This is a genomic window from Enterobacter sp. KB-221C9, assembly GCF_041320715.1.
Lineage (GTDB): Bacteria > Pseudomonadota > Gammaproteobacteria > Enterobacterales > Enterobacteriaceae > Enterobacter > Enterobacter asburiae_D.
The window spans coordinates 389765-413639 of record NZ_JBGIWG010000004.1 but is presented as its reverse complement, the minus strand read 5'-3'; the positions used below and the strand labels follow the sequence as shown (position 1 = coordinate 413639).

Sequence of the window (23875 nt, the reverse complement as noted above, 5' to 3'; positions counted from 1 at the left end):
CATGCAACCCCTTTAAAAAACAGTAAGTTAAAAAAAGTTGTAACCATCTGGAACCGTTTCAAACACCCCGAAGTGTGGACGCAATGTGGACACTTTGATCAATCCAAATGGATTTCTTTTGCTGCTCTCAGAATGTCTTCTACCTCTTTGGTATTGTTAGCCGTAACCTCAGATACGGGCCCATCGCGGTATTGAACCTTAATTTTCCCGTATTTCGCTTTGGCGATAATAATCGCGGCCAGGGCGCTTATCGCTGATGTTGCAACCGGTACAATAACTTGCACATATTCAAGCGTGGTTGAGGATGCCGAAAAAAATCTGGGGCCGCGTTTGGTCTCAAAATGAGCGCTGTTTAATTCCTTCCCCAGGTGGTCTATAGTGGCACCACGACCAACAAAACGGATGTTATTTATGCTGTTACTCGTCATGTGTGGCAAATCTCCTGATAGTAAATTCCTGTTTTTCCTGACGCTTATACGTAAAGCTTTCGCCGTATTGTTCTCTCAGAAAGTTACTTACGTAAGATTCTGCGAGACTCCAGAAGATACTGAGAACCTGAATCATCTTCTGGAGGTTCTGCATACCTGCGCACCGTCACCAAAGCGGGTCTAACTTAGGCTGATGCCTCCACCCAGTGGGTTAAGCGCCACGGCATTTTGCAAATATTCCGGCGAAAGGTGTGCATAGGTCATGGTCTGCTGGATGTTTGCATGACCCAGTATTCGCTGTAGTGCAATGATGTTGCCCCCATTCATCACGAAATGACTTGCGAAGGTATGCCGCAGAATATGTGTTGCCTGATTTGGTGGGATGTCGGGCTTGACCATCTTCAGTATCTTGCAAAAACTCACATAATCGACGTTGAATAAATTCCCGCTGGCCTTTTCCTTGATCATTTTTTCCAGTTCGGCAGAGATGGGAACCGTGCGTTTTTTCCCGTTTTTTGTTTTCAGGAACGTGACGCGCGCGTTAACAATCTGCGCTGGCTTCAGTGTTACGAGTTCTGACCATCGTCCGCCCGTACTGAGGCCCAGAAGGGCGACAAGTAGATCATCCCCGGTAAACGAATTCAGCAACTGCGATATCTCTGCTTTGTCCAGGAATGCCATTTCCTGGTTGGCCTCAGCCAAAGGTGGCAGTCCATGAACAGGGTGCGCCCCGGCAAACTCATCTAGCTTTATCAACTTAGAGAACATGCCAGATAAGCGGTAAAGGTCACGGTTAATCGTTGATGCGCTCACACCGTCGCGCAATCTTGCGGAACGGTAATCCATCAAGATTCGTTTGTTTAATCTGGTGACAGGGATATCGCCAATATCGCCTATTGTTTTAACCAAATGATTAAACTCCTTCGTACCGCGCTCAAGATTCTGACCGTAATACTTCCACCAAATATCCAGCAATTCTGAAAGCGTTCGGCGATCAGCTCGCTTACCCGCCCACTCTTTGGTATTTGCGTTCGCCAGCGTGTAGCGTTCGAATGCTAACGCTTCGGCTTTCCTTTCAAACTTCCGGCGAATGCGACGTCCTTCGCGCCCGCGCGGCCTGATGTCCACTTCGTATCGACCATCATCGAGTCTCTTAATGCTCATAAGACCCTCCGACAGCTTTTAAGGTTTTAATTCCCGACTTCTGCTTAAACTTAGTTTTGTTAACTACACTTTTGGGGTTATGACAGTTATATCTAGCAACAAGTAAACAACATTTGAAATAAATATAAGCTTGGTTAATCGTTAGCCAGTTTTGCGGTCTGAGGGTGACGAGGTTGTTTCTTCTTGCCCAGAGTGTGCGACGACCGGACTAATTTGCCCGGCTTCAGGTGCCGTTTCGTCGGTCATAATCCAGAGCGTGTATTTTTTGAACAATGGGGCGTTTACGATCTGCTTCACAATTTGTAAGCCTGGTTCCTTATGACCACCTTCATAATTTTTTAAAGAACTAAGCGCTACGCCGCTGATTTCGCAAAACTTCGCTTGTGTTAGCCCTTCAGCTTTACGAATAGCACGGAGTTTCTCCGATGTTTTCATTTGACATGGTTCCCCTATGGAGACTATATTTGCCTCGAATGGTACCCAACCGGATACCATTTTGGGCGCGAGTCCAGCGCTTCAGGAAGCATCCTGAACCGTTTTTAAGCCGCTGGATCCTACAAGGTTAGCATGTAACCAGATGAGAATGGAGAGTGTCATGGAAGCAAACGACTACGTTATCCAGTATCCGCTTGATGCGGTGCACCCTGATAAGTTCGCGGAACTGCTAGGGAAACCCCGCACCGCAGTAGCCGCGATGATTGAAAAAAACAAACTGCCGATCGTTGAGTTTCGCGATCCTACGAAACCGAAAGCCCGCGCCGGTGACAAACTGGTCTATGTTCCAGAGTTCAATCGCGGTGTTCGTGAAGCGTTTTATAACCGCCCGGTTGAACAGCGCGATGCATGGCTTTTATGGATGGGGCTGTAATCATGACTACGCTGACGACAAGCCCTTCTTTCGCAAGCCTGTTAACCAAAAGCCAGCAGGTAACACACCGCGCCCACACCCGTGGCTGGATTGAAACCCCGGACGGTCGCTTCTTCCAGCCAAAGGCAACCGACGTGCAGTTCATCAAACAGTCACGTTTGCCGTTTATGTCTCGCCCGCGCAATAAGCGCCGCTGGTTCGCCCGCCTGATGGGCATCTTCGCTTAGTTCTGGTGAGGTGGATATGTTCATGGATAAAACAGGACAGCAACCGGGCCGCCGCAGTTTTCTGGAACAACGCGCCCGACTGCAAGCCAGTTTGAACGCCAACCGCGTGAACGATACGGCAACCCGCTTCAATCGCCTGGATGAAACTCGCAAGAAAGTGGTTTTCATCCTGGCGAATGATGCGGCCAGCCGCGTGGCCGGTTTACCACAACTGACCCGCCGCCACCTGAATTTAGCTTTTGCTGATCTGACCGAAGCGGAACAAACCTGCCTGATGATGGGGATTAAGCGCCTTTCAGAGTTCGCAGCGTCAATGCCGTGGGAATTTGAGGACTACGCCGCGCCCCGCGCTGAAATGCAGGCTTTACGTGACAAGCCGCCAGAGCCAGACAAACCAACCAATTAACAAATAACTGACCACAAAAAAGAAACAGGCGCTAACGCGTCGGGCTTCTTGCACCCTGGAGAAAGTAAAATGATTCGTTCGCTTGTGAAATGGCCTGGTGGTAAAAGCCGCGTAATTCCCGATCTGCTGCCCGTACTGCCTAAAGCGGATTGCCTGGTTGAACCGTTCGTCGGCGGTGCTTCTGTCTTCCTCAATACTGAATATCGCCGTTATATCCTGGGTGATATTAATCCCGACCTGATTAACCTTTACCGCCAGATAACGCGCTGGCCGGATGCGGTGATTAACGCCGCCCGCCCGTTGTTTAAGGTGTATGGCGATAAAGACGGTTATCAGTGGGTCCGGGATGATTTCAACGCCCGTGCCAGAGATAATCTTTCTTCGCGTGAAGTTTTCGAAAACGGCCCGGACGCGGGCAAGATCCTTCGCGCTGCGCAATTCCTTTATCTGAATCGCCACGGCTATAACGGCGTTGTGCGCTACAACCGCCAGGGCGGATATAACGTTCCCTTTGGTAAGCATAAAACCCCGCCTTACTTCCCCGAAGAACAGATCCGCTTGTTCTCTGAAAAGGCCAACGACACGAAAGCCGTTTTCGTTTGTTGCGACTACCAGAGCACATTAAAAATCATGATTGGCAGCGATGCCGTTATCTACTGCGATCCGCCGTACCTGCCAGCGAGCGAAACAGCCAATTTTACCCAGTACCACACCGCCCCGTTTGGTGAGAAACAACACCGCCAGTTAGCTGCGGCCCTGCTGGCTGCCAACCGCCTGACTGGTTCGCCGGTGATCCTTTCAAACAGTGATACCCCCGCCACCCGCGATATTTATCGCGCTTTTAATTTTCAGGAAATCAGCGTTAACCGTTCAGTGAGTGCGAACGCCATTACCAGGGGGGCCGCCAGCGAGGTGATCGGCGTCCTCAAAGTGTGCGACGGCTGCGGGCGTGCAGGTGGCGGTTGCTGCCCTGATTGCGGCCCAGTAATGGGGAATGCGACATACAAAGAAATGATCGCGACGGCTGCGGCGAATGGTGTGGAGGTTTTCCAGTGACTACCCGTTTGCAGATTTCATGCGCCGCATCGATGTGCGTAAGCAAGCGTGCAACCGCTGAATTAAGCCAGTACGTGAAAGGCCGGAGAAATTTTTCCCGCATTGCGCCACATCATTACCTGGTGATCCGTCTGGGTTGCCGCTGGCGGTTGTTGAGTAAGGACGGCGGCAAGGTCTGGTCATTGCTGACCCACGAAAAGTACAACGTGGAAAGTAAGAAATGACGGATTTCGCCTGGCCCTGGAATAAGCCCCGCCCCGCTATCGGGGCGCTTACCTTTGAATCTGCAAAACTTGCCCCGCTCGCCGGGGCGGTGGCGCATCATCCTGCCGTTGAAAAGCATATCGACCGGCTTATCAAACGCGCCGGTTATAACCCGGCTGAGGTTCGCAATCGTGGAGCGCTGATCCATTCGCTGGACAAATACGAGCCGCACGGCCTGCCGTTTGCCGAACATCAAGAAATGGTCAGAAAAGCTATGGCCGCCGCAAAGGCCGCCGCAGCCGCATGGGCCAGCACGCCGGAGGGAGTGGAGGCACGTTTGTTGTCTGAGCCGTTTTTTATCCGCGAAGTCTGGCGCAAAAAAATAGACTGGTTACGCGCCAACCGTGAAGCCCGACACATTAATGATTTTCTTATGGGGACCGTGAAAAAATCATTACTGCGTCTTGATGTCGTGCGCAGCAAACAAGGCGTTGCGACAGACGTCAACAGCGAACTGGCCGCCTACTGGCATGGCCGCTGGCAACGCCTGGCAGATTTCACCAAACGGGAAGCGTTAAGCGCCGCGCATGAGATTGCCAACCGCCTGGCTGAAATGCTTGAAACTGAATGCGCCGCTTTGGGCCTGACCGCCGAGGGTATGAGCGTTGAGGAACTGGACTGGATTTATTGCCACCTGGGCCGCGAAATGCTGGCCCTTCGCGTTGTGCCGCCCGCATGGACCGCGCCGTGGGAACGTGATCGGATCTTTACCGCCATTCTGCGTATGTGCTCGCCGGACTGGTGGGGCCGTAAAATCTGGCGTCTTCGCTGTGACTGGCGCGAAAACCAGTTGCGTGCAGTCGGCGCAGTTCATCGCAAGGCCCACGCCTATGTAAGCGCATCAAGCCTGGTTGAGTGGCAGGAACAGCGCCGGAAGAACCGCGAATTTTTCAAGAGTCATGAGCTTGTAGACGAAGACGGCAACGTTTCATCGCTTGAAGATATGATAAACAAGTCCACGTCCAATCCGGCGATCCGCCGCCATGAGTTAATGGCGCGTATGGCTGGCGTGGAGCTTGTCGCACAACAGCGCGGCGATGTGGGCATCTTCCTGACCATCACTTGCCCGTCCAAATATCACAGCAATGTCGAATCCGGTCACCATAACAGCAAATGGAATCACACCACCGTTGCCCAGGCGCAGCGGTATTTATGCCGCGTCTGGAACCGCGCAACCGCCAAACTGAAGCGTGAAGATTTGCGCCCTTATGGCTTCCGTGTCGCAGAGCCACACCACGACGGCACGCCGCACTGGCACGCCCTGTTATTCATGCCGCAGGCGGAGGTTAAAGCCACCGTCGCGATCCTTCGCGCTTACTTCATTGCGGAGGACCGCGACGAATTGGGCCGCAATACCGGTGCTCGCTTCAAGTCCAAGAAAATGGATCCGCGAAAGGGGTCAGCAACGGCCTACATCGCGAAATATATTTCCAAGAATATCGACGGCCACGCGCTAGCCGGTGAGCTGGACGACGAGACGGGCAAGCCGCTGAATGAAGCCGCCAGATATGCAATGGCGTGGGCATCGCTTCACCGCATCCGCCAGTTTCAGCCGTTGGGCCAGCCGCCTGTGTCCGTTTATCGCGAACTGCGCAAACTGAGCAATCAGCTAACCAACCAGCGCAAAATCGCGAATACCTTCAAACGTGGCGCGGCAATGCTGGCCGATCCCGAAATGGATGCGGTCTGCGCCGCTGCCGATGTGGGTTGCTTCGCCACATACATTTTGCGCCAGGGCGGTGTGTTGATCCCGCGTGAAAACTATGTCGTCCGCCTCGCCTATCAGCCTGCCGATGAAATGAACGCCTACAGTGAGATCCCGGAAAAGGTCTTCGGGGTCTGGTCGCCACGTCTGGGCGAAGGGTCGCGCATTTGCACGCGTCTGGTTAAGTGGACAATTCGCGCCAAATCCAAAGCCGCCACCGGGGACAAAAGCGGCCCTGGTTTGGGGGTTGACGTTTTGCCGTCGCCACCCGGCGACGCTTGGAGTTCTGTCAATAACTCTACGGAAGACGAAAAAATCACCGATTTTGCGCCTGACGTGGAGGATGTGACAGACGATTCAGAGGAAGAAATGGTCGATTTTGAAAACATGGATGCGGCCACGCGTCGCAAGCTGGTTCGCCGGTTGCGCGAAACGCCAGTCAGAAGGGTAAAAACAGATTCACCGTATGACCCAGGCAGTGAACTGGATGTTGCCTGGCGGGCCGCATTGGAGAAAATCAATGCAAAATCGGCTGAGGAAAGCGCCAGACGGGCCGCGCTTGCGCCAGCGGTTGCCAGTTTGCTGGCCGATGCCTCCCTTTATGGGCTGGATATTTCCGAAGCTCAGGCAATATCACTGCTGAAAGGCAGCAGGCTGGAAATTAACGGGCAGGTTTACCGCGCCAGTTCGGGCGGTGAGTTAATTACGCGTCAGCAATGCGACGAATCCGGCACGGTAAACAAATTATGGGAACGGCTGAGGGATAACCACGGCGTTGATATCTCGCGCTTGCGGTTCGATCCGGTCGGCGTATACAGAAAAATGGTGACCGCCGCTGACGGTCAACCACCGAAACGATAAGTAAATCTCGCTAGCCATCGCAACTGGTTGCGATGGCTAGCGAGATTCGAACGGTACAGATAAGAAAGCCCCCTCATTGGCGATAGAATTATAAATTAGCTATTTGACTTCTCTATAGGCAACTATTTACTATAGAGGAAAATAACTTGCTGGATGTTGACATGCAACCTACTGAAAACATAAAAAAAATTACGTTTTCTTGGTGGAATACCAGTCTTTCACCGCATTCTAAAGAGAATAAATCCAGTGATGAACATAAATTATATGTTCTTTTTATATTGACGCGTCTATTTATTGAAAAGGATGTTGACGTTCTTTGCCTGTGCGAAGTCACAGAGGAAGATATTTATTATATAGTGGAGCAGTTGAACTTAGAATCATTAAATTACGATATATACAATGGTGCTTTAAGAGACGGCAGAAAGAAATTTGATCTATGTATAATATATCGAACATCGAAACTTACGTTTGTTAGTTCAGATATAATAAGCAAAATGCAAATAACAAAAAAAATACATGCAGCGCAACAAGTCAATTTCATTATCAATGAAACTAATGAGCCATTGGCTTTATATTTGGTTCACTGGTCAAGCAGACTTTATGATTACCCTGACTCACCAAATAAAATTCAATTAGGCTCTTTACTTCGCGATGCTGTTGATGATTGTAGAGACACTAAAAACATCAAGCATGTAGTGATCTTGGGTGATTTTAATGATGAGCCATACAATCAAAGTTTGACGGATTCTTTATTTGCATCTAGAGATATTCATTTAGTACAGAAGCTACCAAAGCTTTTGTATAATCCATTTTGGCGTCATATGTCTCACAAAGCACTTCATCCTTTCAATAATTCTGATGAAAAAGGTTGTGGCACATATTTTTATAAAAGCGATCAATCTAATCGATGGAAAACCTTCGACCAAATAATTTTTTCTTCTGACTTCGTTAATGGTGACGGTTGGTATCTTAATGAAGAAAAAACAGAGGTTTTTGGGGATAAACAATTAATAGATTATGTTTATAATTCAAAATCAAAATTTGACCACCTCCCAATTATTTCAGTAATAGAGAGAGCATAAAATGACAGATATAAAAAAATCACTACTTGCTGGAATAGAATCAGCAAAAAATGCATATAATAATATTAATGAGATTAATATGGTTCTTACTTCCACATCTGAATTAATAAAAGAAATCAGCAACGGGAAAGCAACTTTTGGTATTGGAACTTTCTACGAGAAGAATGAGAACGATACACCACTTGGTGCATCTATTGCATTAATGGCATCAACATACGGCCGTGACACTCGGAAAAAATATAAAGGATTGGCGATTTTTGATGCTGCTGGAAACGCTGGTGAGGAAATAGCTGTGTGGACACAACATGAAAACGGATATCCATGCAGCATTAATTACGATAGTTATGTTTTATTTTGTAAAAACAAAAATGAATTAGAAGATGCTTTAGCCGAACTACTTAAGCAAGTAAAAACTGGGAAAGCTATTCTTTCAAAAATGAAGCGATAAAAAATGCCCCCTAATTGGGGGTGTTTTTAATGTGCATTACCAATCAGCAAATCTAAAGCTATTTGTTTTTCTTCGGGCTTAAGCCGGTCAATCAGGAATTTGACCAGCTTGTTACCGGTCAGCCCGCTGGGGCTGAGCGTGTGAGAAAACGAGGCGTTAAAAACAAACGTGTGGCCGCATTCAACTTCGGTGCACGCGCAGTATAAATCCGCCAGTTTTTTGTCTTTCCAGTCAGATTTACGAATAATGGCCGGTTGACCGCATTCAGGACATTTAATTTTAAAAACTCGCATGTTCACCACCCCGCACGCCATTGCTAACAATGGGGATGATTTTAAACTAATTACGTTCATTTTTCGCCCTTATTGGCGGTAATTACCGGCAATTCAACGTCAAAATTAAGGTGTAAGCGCGGCGGGATTTCCGGGTCATTGTTAACCCCATTCATAAATTTACGCTGTAACGGGATAACTTCGTCTTTCCGGTAGGTCGTCCGGGCGGTTTCAGGGTTACCCATTACCGCGCCGTTCGTCGGGATGATGCCCGCCAGCCCTGCGGGGAAACGATGCGCGGTAAAGATATCCTGCGCGGTGATCCCTTTGATATTCTGGAATTCATCCTTTGCGCTGACTTCACCCACCGGTAGGATTTTGACCCCGTCCGGGTCGCCTTTCGGGATGTTGATAAACATGTTGCGGAAGTTGCCCAGCCCTTTGGACTGCGCAATCTTGTCTTTGATTTCGTTTTCCATTTCCAGCGTTAAATTGGGGTCGCTGGTATACAGAATAAAGCCCATATGCGCACCGTTGTTGTAGTAGCGGCGGCGGAAGATGGTTGCTTCGCTGTTAAGTAAAACGGAATGGATCCCGCCGATATAATCCGGCAGGCCATAGACCTGCTGACGCGGGTCATACATTTTAAAGAAGACAATGTCTTCCGGGTCATAAATCAGCGCTGGCCCTTCCTGGAGAACGGCAAACGTTCCGTCTTTACGGCAGCGCAGATAAAGCGACGGCAGCGGCAGCAGGTCGATCACCTCTCCGAAGACGTTGCGAATTTTCAGGATTGCGACATCGCCAAACAGCAGATAATCAAAGACCGCTTGTTCGACCTGGTCAGGCGTCAGGCCGCCGCTGATATAGCCACCGGCAACCATGTTGCGCCGCGCATACAATACGCCGCCATGCTGGCCGTTAAGGTTTGGCAACTGAGCCAGCGCCAGCCGGTCAATCGGGAGCCGCCAGTGATCCGCCTCGTTGTCATACCAGATATTGTGGTAATCGGTGCCGGTCGTCAGGATGGGTTCTGGTTCGCCAAAAGTGATCACGCTGCCGCGCCCCGGTGTGAACGTTTCAACGTTGTTGCCGGTCATTGCCCTGAATTTTTTCGCTTTACGCTGTTTCTTTGTCGTCATGCTGCATTCCCAAAAGCCCAGGTCGATGGGCGGTCAAATTCGTGATCGATAGGTTCGTTTATTACGGCGTGCGAGATAGCAAAGAAAACATCCGCGTGGCCGGTTGCGTCGGAGCGTTCAGCAACGAACGTTAACGCGTTGCCGCTGTTAGTTGTGGTGCGCCGGATAGCCATAAACGACGCCGGAATTTCGACGCGCTCTTTGTTGGTTTCGTCTATGGCGTCTTTTGCCCATTCGATGCGCTTACGTTCCACGACGTCGATCATCTTCATTACCAGGCGGTTTTTACTTTCGACGCTGTAAAGAATGGCGTTCGCTTCGCGCGGGGCAAACTTACTGACAAGGTCATACACCCCTTTCCCGATGCCGGTTGTGTCGATCCCGATGTAGGTAATATTGAAGCGACGCATAAGCTGGCGGATTTGGTCAGCCTGCCAGCTAAAGTTAAAGCCCTGCCATTGCCAGCAGGCCAGCACGCGGAAGCGTTCACCGTCGTGAATGGGTGGCGCGATTATCACAAAAGTGGAGTTGTCGCCGGAGCGCGACGGGTCAAAGCCCGCCCACACTTCGCGGTTACCAAATGGCCGCGCGGCGGTAGGGTCATAATCGCCCCAGGTTGCTCGGTCCACTTCGCAGCCGACCAGCGTCGAGAATTTGAAGACCGCGTCTTTGCTGTCAACGAATTGGCACATGTAGAGCATGGCGAACGCGGTCGGGTTGTACTTGTTGCGGAGCCGCTCAATATCGACGAGCGCACCCAGCCCGCCTTTGATAGCGTCTTCCATCGTGATGATGTAGCGCCAGATCCCGTCCGGGCAGATGATGCCCTGGCGCATGGCGTTTTCTTTCGGAAACTCAATCCCTTTTCGCTTCGGATCGTCGCCGCGCCATTCTTCGCCAGTCCATACCGGGTAGGCCTGGTGCGTCTTCGCGCTGGGCGTTGAAAAGTAGGTCGTTCTGTATTTGTTGTGCGTCGCCATTGCGCTGGCAACTTCGTGCAGGCGCGTGAATTTCGGGATCCAGAAGACTTCATCACCATACAGGTGGCCGTTAAAGCCCTGCGCGGTGCTGGCGTTCGTGGACAGAAAGCGCAGGATTGCGCCGTTGCTGAGGCGGATATTTTTGCCGGTCAGCGTGATGCCGAAATGGTTCTGCGCAATCTGGACAATGTATTCGCGGAAGATTTCAGACTGTGCGCGGGATGCGGAGAAAAAGACCTGGTTGTCGCCGCTGATAACAGCGTCTTCAAAGGCTTCCCATGCAAAATAGTAGGTCATGCCGACCTGGCGACTTTTCAGAATGAAGCGCCAGTCTTCGCCTTTATGCTCGCGGCAATGTAGCTGATATTCGAAAAGATGTTCCCGCGCCCAGGTATCGAGCATTTCAGGCGTCAGCCCGGAAACGTCGTTTTTCTTATACCGGCGCTTTCCTTCTCTTTCCCCCGGTTCCCCGCCTGCGCTACTGAGGCAGTAACCTTCACCGTCATAGGATGCTTTTTTGGCCTGAATTTCGGCCAGTTTTTCGGCGTGCTTATTGCGCTGCGCCATAAGCTTGACGTGATGGGCAATCAGATCGCGGAGTTCTTCCAGTTCCAGCGCCGTTTTTTTCTCGCGGCGGGAAAGCTGGTCAATGCGGCGGGCGATGACGTTTTCCACTGATTCGACGGGCAGCAGTGATGCCCACTCCCCGACGTCAGCCCAGTGGTATATGGTGCGCGGTGGAATATTCAATTCCTGCGCAATATCTTTCGGCGTCCAGCTTTTAATGTAAAGCGTGCGGGCCGCTTCTTTTAATTCATCGGAATATTTAGCCATGAGGCTATTATGACGGGATTATTTGACCAGCCTGATAATTAAATATCGGCAAAAAGTGGTTATCCATTTATAACCGAATGGATAAGAAATAAAGCGGTCGCGACATTCTTATTAATTGGCAATACTGACCATCACAAACGAATTGTATTATTCATTTCATTATTAAAGGTCAGTTATGACGCAACCCAGTTACCGAACTGATTGGCTATGTATCGCCACATCGGGGCAGGCCGTGGACGGTCGTACCATTGAAGCGCAATGGTTAATTGACGCGGCAGAGACTTATACTCCGAAAACTTACACCGCCATGATTTGGCCGCATCATCCGCAAAACGGTATTGGGGAGCGTGAGTTTACCTGCAATCTGGGTACTGTGGACGCGCTAAAAGTTGAGACGGAAGGTGACGTCACCAAATTATATGCCCAGTTAATCCCAAATCAGTTTCTTATTGATGCCAACCGAATGCAGCAAAAGCTTTTTACGTCTGCCGAGTTTATCCCGGATTTTGGCGGAAGCGGACGCGATTATCTTTTCGGGCTGGCCGTTACGGATATTCCCGCGAGCCTTGGAACTGAAAGGCTTAAATTCATTCTGGCTGGGGAAGAAAAGGACGGCGAGCGCGGAAGCCTGGAAACTTTCAGCCTGGGTAATTTGCAGGCAGGCAAGCCAGAAAAAAAAGATTCTTTCTGGTCGAGATTATTTTCGGCCCGTAAAGAGTTTACGCCAACACCAGAACCTAACACCGACAAGCCCAATGAGGGCGAGGAACAGAAAATGGAAGAGTTAAAAGCCCTCATCCAGCAACTGCTGGATTTAGTCAAAAGCGGCAAAGAGGCCGCTAACGGCGACGCTGATAACGTCGACACGCCAGAACAGGCAGCCGACGAAGTGGCAGATATCGCCGCAGATATCGCCGAAGCTGCGGCAGAAGTTGCCGATCTTGCCGAGGAAGTGGCAGAGAACCCGGAAGACGAAGTCAAAGCGGCGGAGTTCAGCGTTGCAAAAGCCAACCTGGCTAAAGCAATGAAAGCGTTCAACGTGACCCCGTCCAAACGCCCGCGCCGCAGCCGTCGCCGTGAGTTTTCAGCGCGTCGCCAGTCTGGCGGTAACCAGATGGACACGCTGACCACGCAACTGACCGCAGTCATGACGAAGCTGTCTGCGATGGAAAGCGGCGGCACGCAGCGCCCGAATAATGCGCCAGGCGGCAGCAACAAGCCGTTTGACTTCTGTTAATCAATTTTCTTTCCAGGGATAAAACGAAATGCAATTAACCCCAAAAGCAGAGCAGATGTTGCGTAAGTACGCCGCAGGCCTGGCGCAAGCCAACGGACAGGCGGACACCTCGCGATTCTTCTCGCTGACACCACCTAAAGAAACCCAGTTGCGTGATGCGCTGCTGGCAAGTTCTGAATTCCTGCGCCTGCTGCCTAATGTGCTGGACGTGGACCAGATCACTGGTCAGGTAGTAACCACCGGCCAGGTGGGTATCTACACGGGCCGCAAAAAAGATGGTCGCTTCTCGCGCTCTATGGGCGTGGGCGGAAACGAATATAAGCTGGTCGAAACGGATTCCGGCTCTTATTTGTCATATTCCCTGCTTGTTACCTGGGCTAACGCGGGCAGTGAAGACGAGTTCTTCCAGCGTATCCAGGCGAACAGCAATGAACAATTTGCACTGGATATGCTGCGCGTGGCGTTCAACGGTGTAGACGTTGCAGAAGACACCGACCCGGAAGCCAACCCGAACGGTGAAGACGTTAACATCGGCTGGCACAAAATTGTCAAAGACCGTTCAGCCGAGCAAATCATCACCGGCGACGTCACTATCGGCGGCGCGAATGCTGATTTTATGGGGCTGGACGCAGCGGTCACCGATCTGGTGCATAGCTGCATTTATGAGCCCTATCGCAATGATCCGCGTCTGGTTGTGCTGGCATCCGCTGACCTTATCGGCGCAGACGTCACCACGCTGATGAATAAGATTGACCGTCCGACTGAGAAAGTGGCGGCGCAGTTGATTGGCCGCCAGATCGCTGGCCGTACCGTTTACACCCCGCCGTTTATGCCGTCTGGGCGCCTGATCGTCACCACGCTGGACAACCTGCATATCTACACCCAGCAGGGAACCCGCAAGCGCAAGGCCGAATGGAACGACGACCGCAAACGCTTTGAAAATAACTACCTGCGTATGGAAGGGTACGCCGTCGAGCATGACGAGCTTTACGCCGCATACGACAAAATCACCCTGGCAACCGACGCGCCAGCTTCAGGCGGGGGCGAATAATCATGGCTCTTTCCCTGTGTCAGCGACACCGCGCACGCATTAAGACCGCAAAGACGCTGGATAAAGGCGAAGCCCTGGCGTCGTCGCCGGTCAGCTTTCACCTGCAAATGCTGGAACTGGCAAAAGATGTTGAGCAACTCCGCAGCCTGCCGCGCACCGAAGACCGCATCGAATTTAAACGCGATGTGTTGTTGCCGCGCTGGATGCCGACCGTTGAGTCCTATCTTGCCGGTGATGCCCGCTTCGCAAATCCGGCCCTGGTCTACTGCGTGATCTGGTTGTTCGACACGGGGGAAATGAGCCAGGCGCTGGACTGGGCCGACGTGGCTATCACTGAAAACCAGGCGATGCCGGAAAACTTCAAAAGTACCATGCCCGCCTTTGTGGCCGATACGGTGCTGGAGTGGGCAACGCTCCAGGCGGAGGCCGGTCACAGCATCGAGCCGTATTTCGGGCGCACGTTTGAAAACATCCGCGAAAAGTGGCGTTTGCACGAAGACATTAACGCGAAATGGTTCAAGTTCGCGGGGCTTTATCTGCTGCGCGACGAACGGGGCCGCCCGCGTGCCACTGCCGTGGATGATGTGGAAACGCTTGAACAGGCCGATGCCCTGCTGGCCCAGGCGCACGCCTTTAACAATAACTCTGGCGTCAGGACCGCACGCGACAAGATTCGCGCCCGGATTAACAGCCTGACAAAGCAATAACGACTCCCGCAAGCCGGGACGGGCGCGGGGGAGGCATCAACCCTTTAGGGTTGTTGGCTATGGATCCCGTTAGCCCGTTTCTTTTGCAAACAAGGTGTAAACCATGAGTGGTCCAAGTTTCAGCATTAGCGGAAAGCCGTTAACGGTCACGCCAGCCGTGATCACCAATGGAGTGACGTTCTGGCCTGATTTGGATCTGGCTGAATTTCAGACGTCGCGCACCCTGCCAGCAGACCTGCCGCCAGACACCGCAGGCGTTGCCCTGCTGGCCGCCATTGCGGAGGTAAATACGACGCTGGCCGACGTGGTGGCCTACTGGAACGGGAAAGGATGCGAGCGGGCCGCCGATGTACCGGGCGCAAAGCTGAGAGACGAAAACCAGTTAACAGCCCAGTACAAAAAAGCAGTTTATGCGCGGGCAAAAGCCGATTTGCTGGGCGAGTTCGCCACCATCGGGCGACGTGAGTCGCACCCGGGCCAGGAAAGCCTGGACACCCGCGCCAATCTGCTGGCCGAAGCGGCCAACGTGATGCGCAACATGCTGCAACAGCCACGCGTGGGGGTACATCTGATATGAGCCAGCTTGAGAGCCTGACGGCGTTTATCACGGCGAATCTGCCCCCCGATGCCATGCAGATGTTTTCCAGTTCAATGGACGATTGCGAACTGGTCCGCAGCGCCAAAGCGCTGGGGAACAATCAGCGCCGCATCGGTGTGCTGACGTATAGCGCCCGCTTGTCGTGGGATAACTTCCCGTTTCGCGAATATTCGCCGGGGCTGATTTATGCCCTGGTGCTGGCCTGGGTGGATGAACATGCCAACGAGCTGCGCGACGAACTGAAATTACCCGATCCCACAGTGGACCCGGAATTCGACGACGAAGGAAGCTGCATCCTTGATGTGGTGGTCGGGCTGGCTGATCCGGTGATCATCCGCGAAGTGGACGACGGCCCGATCCCGTTCAGGGGCAAAGCGTGGGACATCGTCAACCCGGAAATCTGGGTCGCGGAGGAAGCGGAATTCTTTATCCAGCGTGGTGACGCGTCGTGATCCGTGGGGAGTTAAACCAGCAACAGCTAAAGCAAATGCGCGAAGCGCTGGCAAAAGCTGACCTGCCACCACGGAAGCGCCAGCGCCTTTTGTGGCGTGTCGCAAAGCTGGGAATTATTGCGGCCGCCAAACGTCACCAGCGCCAGCAGGCTGCCCCGGACGGCACGCCGTGGGCCCCGCGTAAGCGCGGCAAAGGGAAGATGTTAAAGGGACTGCCTAAGCTGCTGGCCGTCCGGGAAATGCCGGAAATTCAGGGCGTCAGGGTTTACCTCATAGGCGGCAATTACCGCAACGGAAATAAGCCCGTCGCGGCGGGTCTGGTCGGTGCGGTCCAGCAGGACGGTGCGCGGATCCAGATGAAAGCCAGCAACGCCCCGCGTAAACCGCAGACGAATCAGCCAGCGCTGCCGCGCCAGGCAAAGCGGCTGCGGGCGCTGGGGTACAAAGTCCGCAAGGGCAAGCGCTGGGTGAAGCCGTCCAGCAAACAAATCATGGAAACCATGAGTATGGCGCAGGCCGGGCTGGTTATCCGCAAGCTGAAAGGCACACCGGCCAAACGCACATGGACCATAGACATACCGGGCCGCGTTTTTCTGGGTGTCAGTAACGACGAATTTAACCAAATCATAGCGCGGCAAATGCAGGCAATCGGCTTCGGCTGGGACGTCAACGCGCAGGATATCAGGGGGTAAAAATGACGTGGCCGAATGTCACAGTTAGTCAGAAAAACCGCTACAACGGCACAACGAACGATATCGAACGCGTTGTCCTCTTTGTCGGTTATGGCAGTACCAACGCCAACAAAACCCAGGCAGTCAACACCGGCACCGATCTGGATAAGGCGCTGGGCGATACCGACAGCCTGTTAAAGCGGATTGTGGCCGCAGCCGCCAATAACGCCGGTCAAAACTGGTTTGCTTATGTGCATGTCATGCCTGAGCCAGATCCAGACGATGCAGACTACAAAGTCGATGATGCATGGATGAAAGCCGTCACGGCTGCCCAGGGCGTCGCATCCGTTGAAGGGGTTGTCCTGGCGCTTGATGTTGCAGAAAAAGCGACCATCAACCGCGCCACAGAGATGCGGGCGACCTTACAGGCTAAATTCGGGCGCTTTGTCTGGTTTGTGCTGTCTGTGGGTGGCCCGGAGGGGGACGAATCATGGGCGGATTACCAGACGCGCATGGCTGCGCTTGAAAACGGTATCGCATCGCCTGGCGTCCAGCTTGTGCCGCGACTGTGGGGCAACGAACCGGGCGTCCTCGCCGGTCGCCTTTGCAACCGTGCGGTGACCGTCGCCGACAGTCCGGCCCGTGTGGCAACCGGCGCGGTCACTGCGCTGGGTAGTGACGACCTGCCGAAAGATGGAACCGGGCAAGAAATTGATCTGGCCGTCTTGCAGGGATTGCAGGCAAACCGCTTCAGCGTGCCGATGTGGTATCACGACTATGACGGGATTTACTGGTCAGACGGTCGCACGCTGGATGTTGAGGGCGGCGATTATCAGGTCATTGAAAACGTCCGCGTCGTAGATAAGGCATCCCGCCGCGTCCGCTTACGCGCCATTCCAAAAATCGCGGATCGCTCGCTTAACAGCACGCCGGGCAGCATTGCGGCGCATGAAACCTACTTCGGCAAGCCGCTGCGCGAAATGTCGATTGCAACGCAGATCAACGGCGTGGAATTCCCCGGAGAAGTGAAACCGCCAAAAGACGGCGACGTCACTATCACCTGGACCAGTAGCGTTGCGGTACAGATTTATTTGATTGTCCGCCCGTATGAGAGTGCGAAGGAAATCGGCGTCAGCATCGAACTGGATACATCACTGGAGAATCAGGCATGAGCGGAGAACGCATTAGCGGCGGATCGTTCGATGTGAACTATGACGGCGTCATGATTCACGTCGAAAACGCAACCGTCACCATTACGGATAACAGCGCCGTGGCGCAAACGCGTGGCGTTCCGAACGGCCACACAAAGGGGTCGGTGTCGGCGGATGTGGAAATCGAAGTCGATTCCCAGAACTTTAAAAAATTCACCGCCGTGGCCCGCGCTGCCGGTTCGTGGCGCGGCATCCCCGCAAAGGACTTTTTGTTCTATGCGAACGCCGGAGACGACGAAGAAAAAATCGAGGTGTTTGGCTGCGTTCCCGCGCTGTCTGACATCGTCAACATCAACCCAAACGAGGCCAGCAAAACCACGAAGAAAATTAAATTCATGGTGACCAGCCCCGACTTTGTGGCGATTGACGGCGTTCCGTACCTGTCAGCCCGCGACACCCGCGATCTGAAAGGTTAACAAGATGCCAAATGGAGAAACATCACTGCTGGCGAAGCTGCTGCTGATCGGGGCCGTGATCGGCCTGGGGCAACTGATGGTCAGCAGTGAGCAGATCACAACCCGCCTGCTGGTCGGGCGGATGATTCTGGGGGCTGCGGTGGCCCCGCTCGCCGCAATCCCGCTGCTGAAATTTCCCGATATGCCGGAACTGGTTGTCGTGGGCATTGCCTGCGCCCTGGGCATCCTGGGGAGCGCCTTTATCGAGGCCGGTTTGAAACGCCTCGCGGAATACTGGATTAAACGATGGGGAAGCAAACGCCATGAAACTGAGTGAAAAACAACAGCTTTTCACCGTGATGATCGCAAATCTGATCCACTTCGCGGATGAAAAAGGCTACCGCCTGACGTTTGGCGAGGCATACCGCACGCCTGAGCAGGCCGCGCTAAATGCCAAAAAAGGCAGCGGCATTGCAAGCAGCCTGCATACCCAGCGCCTGGCCGTGGATTTCAACCTGTTTATCAATGGGGAGTACCAGACCGACAGCGCCGCCTATCGCCCGCTGGGCGAATACTGGGAATCAATCGGCGGCTCATGGGGTGGCCGTTTCAGTAAGCCGGACGGCAACCATTTTTCCCTTGAGCATAACGGGGTGCGCTGATGCGTAATTTGCTGGGGTTGCTGCTGATCCTGATTGCTGCCATGTCAGCAGGGTGGCAGGCGCACGACTGGCACGACGCAAAGCTAAAGCTGGCCGCCAGCGAATCGGCAGAGCAAACCCGCCAGATTGTCGCCGAAGTGACGCGGCAGTCCGGTGAAGCGCTGGAAGCAAAAATCGCGGAGCTAAAAGGTAATGAGATCCACACGGAACGGGAAATACGCACCGAAATCATCAAGCCGGTATTTAGTAACGTTTGCGCTTCTGATGGTTACGTCCGGTTGTTCAACGAAAGTGCAGATCGCGCCGAGCGAGCATTATCAGGAAAACCAGCTAACGCTTTGCCCGGTGAATCTGCCCAGACTGGCGGGGCCAACCGGTAACGACTTTGACGCGGCGTTAACTGCCTATCGGCAGATGTACACCGATTGCGCCGCACGACATAACGCCCTGGTGGGCATCATTCGACAACGTAAGGATTTAACAAAATGAGCAAGTCCCAAAAAATCACCATGACCGTGGCGGGCGTTGGCCTGAGCTTTGAGCCGAACAAAACCGCTTACAACAACCTGATTAACGAAATGACCATGACCAACAAGGTTGCGCCGATGGTCACCTATCTGGGCCGCATTGTTGATGCCGAATCCAAAGAGGCATTAAACAAGCTGATGGAAGATTACCCAGGCTGTGAAATGCAGATCGTTGAGAAGGTTAACGAAATTTACTCGCCGAAACTTGAGATCGAAGTAAAAAACTAGCGGCGCGGGTGGCGGCCATTCGCACGAACGGGCTGGAGCAATACCTTGCCCTTCGTCGCTACTACCTCCCGCATGAACCTGACGACGAAGAAAGCATCGCCCGCGCCCTATGGCTGGACGAGTATTTCGCCAAAACCAGGGCGAATAAAACGGCGGAAGGTATCGCCATTGCACTAAACGGAAGCTGATATGAGTCACCTGGATTTTACGCTGAGCCTGATTGATAAGCTGACGCGGCCACTGAAAACGGCCCAGTCTTCGCTGACTGGCTTTGCCGAAAAATCGCAGGCGTCTTTTGCAAAGATCGGCATCGGCGCGGCGGCGGTCTGGGGTGTTGCCCAGTCCATCGCGGGCGTGGTTGGGCCCGCGTATGAAATGAATGCGGCGCTTTCCGAAGTGGGCGCCAAAGGTGTGGCAGAGGACACGCTGAAAAGGTTGTCCAGCGAAGCCCTGAAATTCAGTATGCGCTACGGTAAAAGCGCGGTTGATGTGGTGAATTCCAGCTATGCGATGAAAGGCGCAATGTCCGGCCTGAGCGATGCAGATCTGCCACGCGTGACAGTGGCGGCCAACACCCTGGCGGCAGGTGTAAAAGCCAGCGGCGAGGAAGCGGGCGAATATATCGGCGCGATGGCATCCCGTTTCAACGCGGAACTGTCCAGCCTGGGGCATGTGAAATTTGCCGAAGAACTGGCCGGTAAAACGGCGTACATGGTGCAAAACTTCGGCGTGAAAATGCAGACCATGCAGGAGCTTATCGAGGGGACCAAAAACGCCGGTGCTGACTTCGGCGTCAGCATGGATGAACAGTTCGCGGTGCTGGGTACGCTTTCGCGCACCCTGGGAACGGAGTCCAGCGGCATTTACGAGCAGTTTTTGCGAAGCGCACCGGCAGCGGCTGAAAAGCTGGGCATGAGCTTTGTAGATGCGACCGGCAAAATGCTGCCAATGGGCGACATCCTGCAAAAGTTACAGGACAAATACGGGGCCAGCATTGAAGGGAACGTCAAAGCCCAGCAGGCGCTGGACGCGGCCTTTGGTGGCGGTGCTGATGTCATTAAAAAACTGTACGGCCAGCAGAATGATTTAAATCGCAGCATCACCGAACTGGGGCGCAATGACGGTATGAAACGCGCCCAGGAAATGGCCGCACGTATGGCGAAGCCGTGGGAACGCATCGTCGCCACGTTCTACGCGATGCGCGTCGCGCTGGGTAATACGCTGATCCCTATCCTTACGCCGATGATGAACCGTGTCGCCGACGTGGGGGCAAAATTTGCCCGCTGGCTGGAAATGTTCCCCAACATTGCCCGCTGGCTGGGTTATATCACCCTGGGCGTGCTGTCCTTCGGGCTGGCCGGTGCTGCAACCAATATCGTGATGGGTATTTTTGGGTTCACGATGGTGGGCCTGAGCGCTATCGCCAAAGTGCTGGGCGGTGCATGGAAAGCCCTGTTATGGACTCTTAACTTGCTGCGCCCGTCATTGCTGACAACCCGCATCGGGCTGGCCGCGCTGTGGATCCAGTCAAAGCTGTTAGCCCTGTGGACCGGCGTTTGTCGTGTCGCGCTGGCCGCCTGGAATGTGGTGTTAAAAGCCGGTGCGGTTGCCATGCGCGTTTATGGTGTGGCGACCATGTTTGCCGGTGTGGCCATGCAACTGCTGACCAGTCCGATCACCCTGATAATTGCCGCCCTGGCTTTGCTGGCGCTGGGTGTCTGGTATGTCGTGAATCACTGGGAGGAGCTGAAAGCGGCGGTCATGAATACCGAGGCTTTTGCATGGGTGATGAATGTTGCCGGTCAGGTGGGCGACGTCTTTTCCGGTGTCTGGCAATCCATCACTGACGGCTGGGCCGCCGTGGTTGCGTTCTTTGTCGGTCTGTCACCCATCGCCGCATTTGAAGGATTCGCGGACACCATCGGCGGTGTATTCAGCAAGCTTTTTGACGTCCTGAAAAATGCGTTTGCATCCACCTATAACTGGATTGCGGAAAAGCTAAACAAAATCCCCGGCGTCAATATCGACCTGAAAGCCGTTTCGCCGCCTGCTGGAGCAACGACACCGGCATCCACTGTTATTCCTGATGGTGCAGCATCGCCGCCAAAACTTAACGCACCGTCACTGCTGACGGGTAACAAAATCAATGCGGACCTGCCGCGCGGTGGCCTTATGAGCCAGGTCAAAAGTGACAGTAAAACCGTTGTGGATAGCCGTAAAACATGGGGCGATACCTATATCAACGCCCCGAATGGAATCACCCCGGCCCAGTTGGCCGAATGGCAGGAGCTTAACGCCGGATGAGTACCGAACCGTTATATATCGACCTTTTGATCACAGACGGCGATTTCACGCTGGACAGTGGCAACGAGCCGCAGCGGTGCAATAACCGAGACAGCATAGCCCAGGACATCATCCACAGCATTCTGGAAAGCGGCATCACCACCCGCCTGATCGGTGAGCGAAGCCCGACGATGCGCGGCGACGCGCTGACCCAGTTATCGCTACTGGTAGAAAGTGACGAGCGTCTGGTCCCCGGCACGATTGTGATCACAGAGGAAAGCATCACGCGGCTGTATGTCACCGCCGAAACCTACGATTTCGGCAGCGTTGGCACGGAGGTGAATTATGACTGAGAAACCGGAAGTTGATTTCGAAAAAGTCCTGAGTGACAGCGGTATGCCAACGACGGAAGCGGAAATCACAGCCGTGTTTAAAGAGACGGTTAAGGCTGAGGGATTTATTACCAATACTTCCCGCATGTCACCGTTCTGGCGTCTGATTTCGAAAATAGTCACCACACCCGTGCTGTGGTTGCAGGCTGCGCTAATCAATGTCGTCCTGCGAAACATGTTTGTGGCAACCGCCACGGGTGCAATGCTGCGCTTGCTCGCCTGGGCAGTGAACATCACCCCGAAACCGGCAAGCGCTGCCGCAGGGGTGATCCGCTTTTACAAAACAAATCCTTCGGACGTTGTGATCGTGCCTGCCGGTACGCTGATTCAGACAGAGCGTATTAACGGCGTGATCTATGTGCTATCCGTCAACGAAGACACGACACTGGGGGCGGGTCTTGGAAGCGGTCAGGTTCCCGTTACCGCGACCGACACCGGCAGCGGTTACAACCTTGCACCGGGATATTTTCGTATTTTGCCCGTGGCCGTTGCAGGTATTGCCAGCGCAGTGAATGAGGAAGACTGGTTGATCACACCAGGCGCGGACGAGGAAAGCGACGACGAGTTGCGCGACAGAACGCGCAACCAGTTCAACCTGGTGGGCAATTACCACACCGATGCTATATACCGCAGCATGATTGCGGGGGTTGTCGGCCTGAGTATTGATCGCATTTTCTTTCTGCATGACGCCCCGCGCGGGCCGGGCACAGCAAATGCCTACCTGCTGCTGGATAGCGGGGAAACATCGCAGCCCTTTATTGATACGGTTAACGATTACGTCAACTCACAGGGCCACCACGGCCACGGCGATGATTTGCAGTGCTTTGCGATGCCGGAAACGACACACGCGCTGGCGGTTAAGGTGTATGTGGAAAGCAAAGAAAATATGGAGCCGGAAGAACTGAGCCAGTTAGAAAGCGGGGTTTCAGATTTGATCCGATGTGCATTCAGGGAAAACGCCAATTATGACGTTAAAAAGACGTGGCCTTATTCGCGTTATTCCTTTTCGAACCTGGGCCGGGAGATTCACAAAGCATTCCCGGTCATAGATTCACTGAGTTTTTCACTGACAGATATTGTCAGCGAATTATCGGTCCCGCGCCTGGCCTCCTTAACAGTGGAGATCCTCAATGACTGAGTTTGCCAGACTGCTGGCCGGTTTGAAGCTGCCGTCATGGATGGACCGTGGCGACCCCGCACGGCTGCTGCGTGCCTGCGTAAAATTCTGGTTGCAGGTTTACGAGTGGATCACCTGGCCGTTAAGGCAGTTCGACCCGCTGACCTGCGTCGAGCCAGTGTTAAACCTGATCGCATGGGAACGTGACATCACACGCTTTAAAGGTGAACCGTTAAGCCTGTTTCGCAAACGGGTCAGCTACGCCTTTATTAATGCGCAGCAGGCGGGCGAGGTGGCGGGGTTTATCGCCATTTTTGAGCGGCTGGGGATCGGGTATGTCGAACTACTGGAACGCCAGGAGGGGATGGACTGGGACGTGATTACCGTCCGCGTCACCGATAGCCAGATAGCGGATAACAGCGATCTCCTGCTGGAGATTATCCGCAAGTATGGTCGAACCTGCCGACGTTATCAGTTTGAAGTGATTACCGCTCTGCCTCTGCATATCAATATTGGCTGGTATCAGGGGGATTATGTTTGCTGGCCTGCAACCCTGGGCGACGTGCAAAACGAGTTAAGCGCGACATTTAGCGCAAGTTTGGAGTAA

Annotated in this window: 31 protein-coding genes; 25 read left to right on the top strand and 6 right to left on the bottom strand. The window is 53.3% G+C overall.

Annotated elements, in window-relative coordinates:
• Positions 1-98: 98 nt before the first annotated feature.
• The 3 genes from AB8846_RS08225 to AB8846_RS08215 all read right to left on the bottom strand — a co-directional run bounded on the left by AB8846_RS08225 (position 99) and on the right by AB8846_RS08215 (position 2027).
• Positions 99-428, bottom strand: a complete 330-nt coding sequence (locus AB8846_RS08225; RefSeq protein WP_320728651.1) for a hypothetical protein — start codon at positions 426-428, stop codon at positions 99-101.
• A gap of 180 nt (positions 429-608) precedes the next feature.
• Positions 609-1592 carry a tyrosine-type recombinase/integrase gene (locus AB8846_RS08220; RefSeq protein WP_320728650.1) on the bottom strand — a complete coding sequence of 328 codons (984 nt, stop codon included), beginning with the start codon at positions 1590-1592 and terminating at the stop codon, positions 609-611.
• Between the two features lie 141 nt (positions 1593-1733).
• Positions 1734-2027, bottom strand: coding sequence for a DNA-binding transcriptional regulator (locus AB8846_RS08215; RefSeq protein WP_236328271.1), 294 nt, complete (start codon positions 2025-2027; stop codon positions 1734-1736).
• Between the two features lie 160 nt (positions 2028-2187).
• Here AB8846_RS08215 and AB8846_RS08210 point away from each other — a divergent pair, with 160 nt between their 5' ends.
• The 8 genes from AB8846_RS08210 to AB8846_RS08175 all read left to right on the top strand — a co-directional run bounded on the left by AB8846_RS08210 (position 2188) and on the right by AB8846_RS08175 (position 8509).
• On the top strand, positions 2188-2460 hold the full coding sequence (locus AB8846_RS08210; protein ID WP_059445706.1) for a Cox family DNA-binding protein: 273 nt from the start codon (positions 2188-2190) through the stop codon (positions 2458-2460).
• A 2-nt stretch (positions 2461-2462) separates the two neighbouring features.
• Positions 2463-2687, top strand: coding sequence for a phage filamentation protein Fil family protein (locus tag AB8846_RS08205; protein WP_048962573.1), 225 nt, complete (start codon positions 2463-2465; stop codon positions 2685-2687).
• 22 nt (positions 2688-2709) lie between these two features.
• Complete coding sequence (locus AB8846_RS08200) at positions 2710-3093, top strand: hypothetical protein (RefSeq protein ID WP_176686562.1); 384 nt, start codon at positions 2710-2712, stop codon at positions 3091-3093.
• Positions 3094-3162: 69 nt separating this feature from the next.
• Positions 3163-4149, top strand: coding sequence for a DNA adenine methylase (locus tag AB8846_RS08195; protein ID WP_370732485.1), 987 nt, complete (start codon positions 3163-3165; stop codon positions 4147-4149).
• On the top strand, positions 4146-4373 hold the full coding sequence (locus AB8846_RS08190) for a hypothetical protein (RefSeq protein WP_370732484.1): 228 nt from the start codon (positions 4146-4148) through the stop codon (positions 4371-4373). Before AB8846_RS08195 ends, AB8846_RS08190 begins: the two co-directional genes overlap by 4 nt.
• The gene (locus AB8846_RS08185; protein ID WP_370732483.1) at positions 4370-6979 is read left to right on the top strand and encodes a replication endonuclease; all 2610 of its coding nucleotides are present in this window, start codon (positions 4370-4372) and stop codon (positions 6977-6979) included. Before AB8846_RS08190 ends, AB8846_RS08185 begins: the two co-directional genes overlap by 4 nt.
• A 161-nt stretch (positions 6980-7140) precedes the next feature.
• Positions 7141-8061, top strand: coding sequence for an endonuclease/exonuclease/phosphatase family protein (locus AB8846_RS08180; RefSeq protein ID WP_370732482.1), 921 nt, complete (start codon positions 7141-7143; stop codon positions 8059-8061).
• Between the two features lies 1 nt (position 8062).
• A complete protein-coding gene (locus tag AB8846_RS08175) occupies positions 8063-8509 on the top strand; it encodes a hypothetical protein (RefSeq protein WP_370732481.1) in 447 nt (148 codons plus the stop codon).
• Between the two features lie 26 nt (positions 8510-8535).
• On the opposite strand, the gene AB8846_RS08170 is transcribed toward AB8846_RS08175, so the two are convergent.
• The 3 genes from AB8846_RS08170 to AB8846_RS08160 are packed head-to-tail and all read right to left on the bottom strand — an operon-like array spanning position 8536 to position 11737.
• A complete protein-coding gene (locus AB8846_RS08170; protein ID WP_370732479.1) occupies positions 8536-8862 on the bottom strand; it encodes an ogr/Delta-like zinc finger family protein in 327 nt (108 codons plus the stop codon).
• Positions 8859-9923 (bottom strand): phage portal protein, encoded by a 1065-nt coding sequence (locus AB8846_RS08165; protein ID WP_370732478.1) that lies wholly within the window; start codon positions 9921-9923, stop codon positions 8859-8861. Before AB8846_RS08165 ends, AB8846_RS08170 begins: the two co-directional genes overlap by 4 nt.
• A complete protein-coding gene (locus AB8846_RS08160) occupies positions 9920-11737 on the bottom strand; it encodes a terminase large subunit domain-containing protein (protein ID WP_032638432.1) in 1818 nt (605 codons plus the stop codon). Before AB8846_RS08160 ends, AB8846_RS08165 begins: the two co-directional genes overlap by 4 nt.
• Before the next feature lie 175 nt (positions 11738-11912).
• Here AB8846_RS08160 and AB8846_RS08155 point away from each other — a divergent pair, with 175 nt between their 5' ends.
• The 17 genes from AB8846_RS08155 to AB8846_RS08075 all read left to right on the top strand — a co-directional run bounded on the left by AB8846_RS08155 (position 11913) and on the right by AB8846_RS08075 (position 23875).
• A complete protein-coding gene (locus AB8846_RS08155) occupies positions 11913-12974 on the top strand; it encodes a GPO family capsid scaffolding protein (protein ID WP_086531964.1) in 1062 nt (353 codons plus the stop codon).
• Between the two features lie 28 nt (positions 12975-13002).
• Positions 13003-14025 carry a phage major capsid protein, P2 family gene (locus AB8846_RS08150; protein WP_370732477.1) on the top strand — a complete coding sequence of 341 codons (1023 nt, stop codon included), beginning with the start codon at positions 13003-13005 and terminating at the stop codon, positions 14023-14025.
• A 2-nt stretch (positions 14026-14027) separates the two neighbouring features.
• Positions 14028-14732, top strand: coding sequence for a phage terminase small subunit (gpM, locus tag AB8846_RS08145; RefSeq protein WP_370732476.1), 705 nt, complete (start codon positions 14028-14030; stop codon positions 14730-14732).
• Between the two features lie 103 nt (positions 14733-14835).
• Positions 14836-15309, top strand: coding sequence for a head completion/stabilization protein (locus AB8846_RS08140; RefSeq protein WP_213751522.1), 474 nt, complete (start codon positions 14836-14838; stop codon positions 15307-15309).
• The gene (locus AB8846_RS08135) at positions 15306-15782 is read left to right on the top strand and encodes a phage tail protein (protein ID WP_370732475.1); all 477 of its coding nucleotides are present in this window, start codon (positions 15306-15308) and stop codon (positions 15780-15782) included. The genes AB8846_RS08140 and AB8846_RS08135 overlap by 4 nt, the downstream gene beginning before the upstream one ends.
• A gap of 35 nt (positions 15783-15817) precedes the next feature.
• Positions 15818-16474 carry a hypothetical protein gene (locus AB8846_RS08130; RefSeq protein ID WP_370732496.1) on the top strand — a complete coding sequence of 219 codons (657 nt, stop codon included), beginning with the start codon at positions 15818-15820 and terminating at the stop codon, positions 16472-16474.
• A gap of 2 nt (positions 16475-16476) precedes the next feature.
• Entirely contained in the window at positions 16477-17625 is a 1149-nt protein-coding gene (locus AB8846_RS08125) for a DUF2586 domain-containing protein (protein ID WP_370732474.1), read from the top strand.
• Complete coding sequence (locus AB8846_RS08120) at positions 17622-18080, top strand: phage protein (RefSeq protein WP_032638419.1); 459 nt, start codon at positions 17622-17624, stop codon at positions 18078-18080. Before AB8846_RS08125 ends, AB8846_RS08120 begins: the two co-directional genes overlap by 4 nt.
• Positions 18081-18084: 4 nt before the next feature.
• Positions 18085-18396 carry a holin gene (locus AB8846_RS08115; protein ID WP_048962605.1) on the top strand — a complete coding sequence of 104 codons (312 nt, stop codon included), beginning with the start codon at positions 18085-18087 and terminating at the stop codon, positions 18394-18396.
• The gene (locus AB8846_RS08110) at positions 18383-18721 is read left to right on the top strand and encodes a M15 family metallopeptidase (protein ID WP_370732473.1); all 339 of its coding nucleotides are present in this window, start codon (positions 18383-18385) and stop codon (positions 18719-18721) included. Before AB8846_RS08115 ends, AB8846_RS08110 begins: the two co-directional genes overlap by 14 nt.
• Positions 18721-19101, top strand: coding sequence for a hypothetical protein (locus AB8846_RS08105; RefSeq protein ID WP_370732472.1), 381 nt, complete (start codon positions 18721-18723; stop codon positions 19099-19101). Before AB8846_RS08110 ends, AB8846_RS08105 begins: the two co-directional genes overlap by 1 nt.
• Positions 19102-19206: 105 nt before the next feature.
• Positions 19207-19476 (top strand): putative phage tail assembly chaperone, encoded by a 270-nt coding sequence (locus AB8846_RS08100; protein ID WP_059445693.1) that lies wholly within the window; start codon positions 19207-19209, stop codon positions 19474-19476.
• Between the two features lie 8 nt (positions 19477-19484).
• On the top strand, positions 19485-19664 hold the full coding sequence (locus tag AB8846_RS08095) for a hypothetical protein (RefSeq protein WP_032638407.1): 180 nt from the start codon (positions 19485-19487) through the stop codon (positions 19662-19664).
• Position 19665: 1 nt separating this feature from the next.
• Positions 19666-21780: a phage tail tape measure protein gene (locus AB8846_RS08090; RefSeq protein ID WP_370732471.1), complete on the top strand. Its 2115-nt coding sequence runs from the start codon at positions 19666-19668 to the stop codon at positions 21778-21780.
• Entirely contained in the window at positions 21777-22112 is a 336-nt protein-coding gene (locus tag AB8846_RS08085; protein ID WP_032638403.1) for a DUF2590 family protein, read from the top strand. The genes AB8846_RS08090 and AB8846_RS08085 overlap by 4 nt, the downstream gene beginning before the upstream one ends.
• A complete protein-coding gene (locus tag AB8846_RS08080; protein ID WP_370732470.1) occupies positions 22105-23289 on the top strand; it encodes a baseplate J/gp47 family protein in 1185 nt (394 codons plus the stop codon). Before AB8846_RS08085 ends, AB8846_RS08080 begins: the two co-directional genes overlap by 8 nt.
• A complete protein-coding gene (locus tag AB8846_RS08075) occupies positions 23282-23875 on the top strand; it encodes a phage tail protein (RefSeq protein ID WP_370732469.1) in 594 nt (197 codons plus the stop codon). The genes AB8846_RS08080 and AB8846_RS08075 overlap by 8 nt, the downstream gene beginning before the upstream one ends.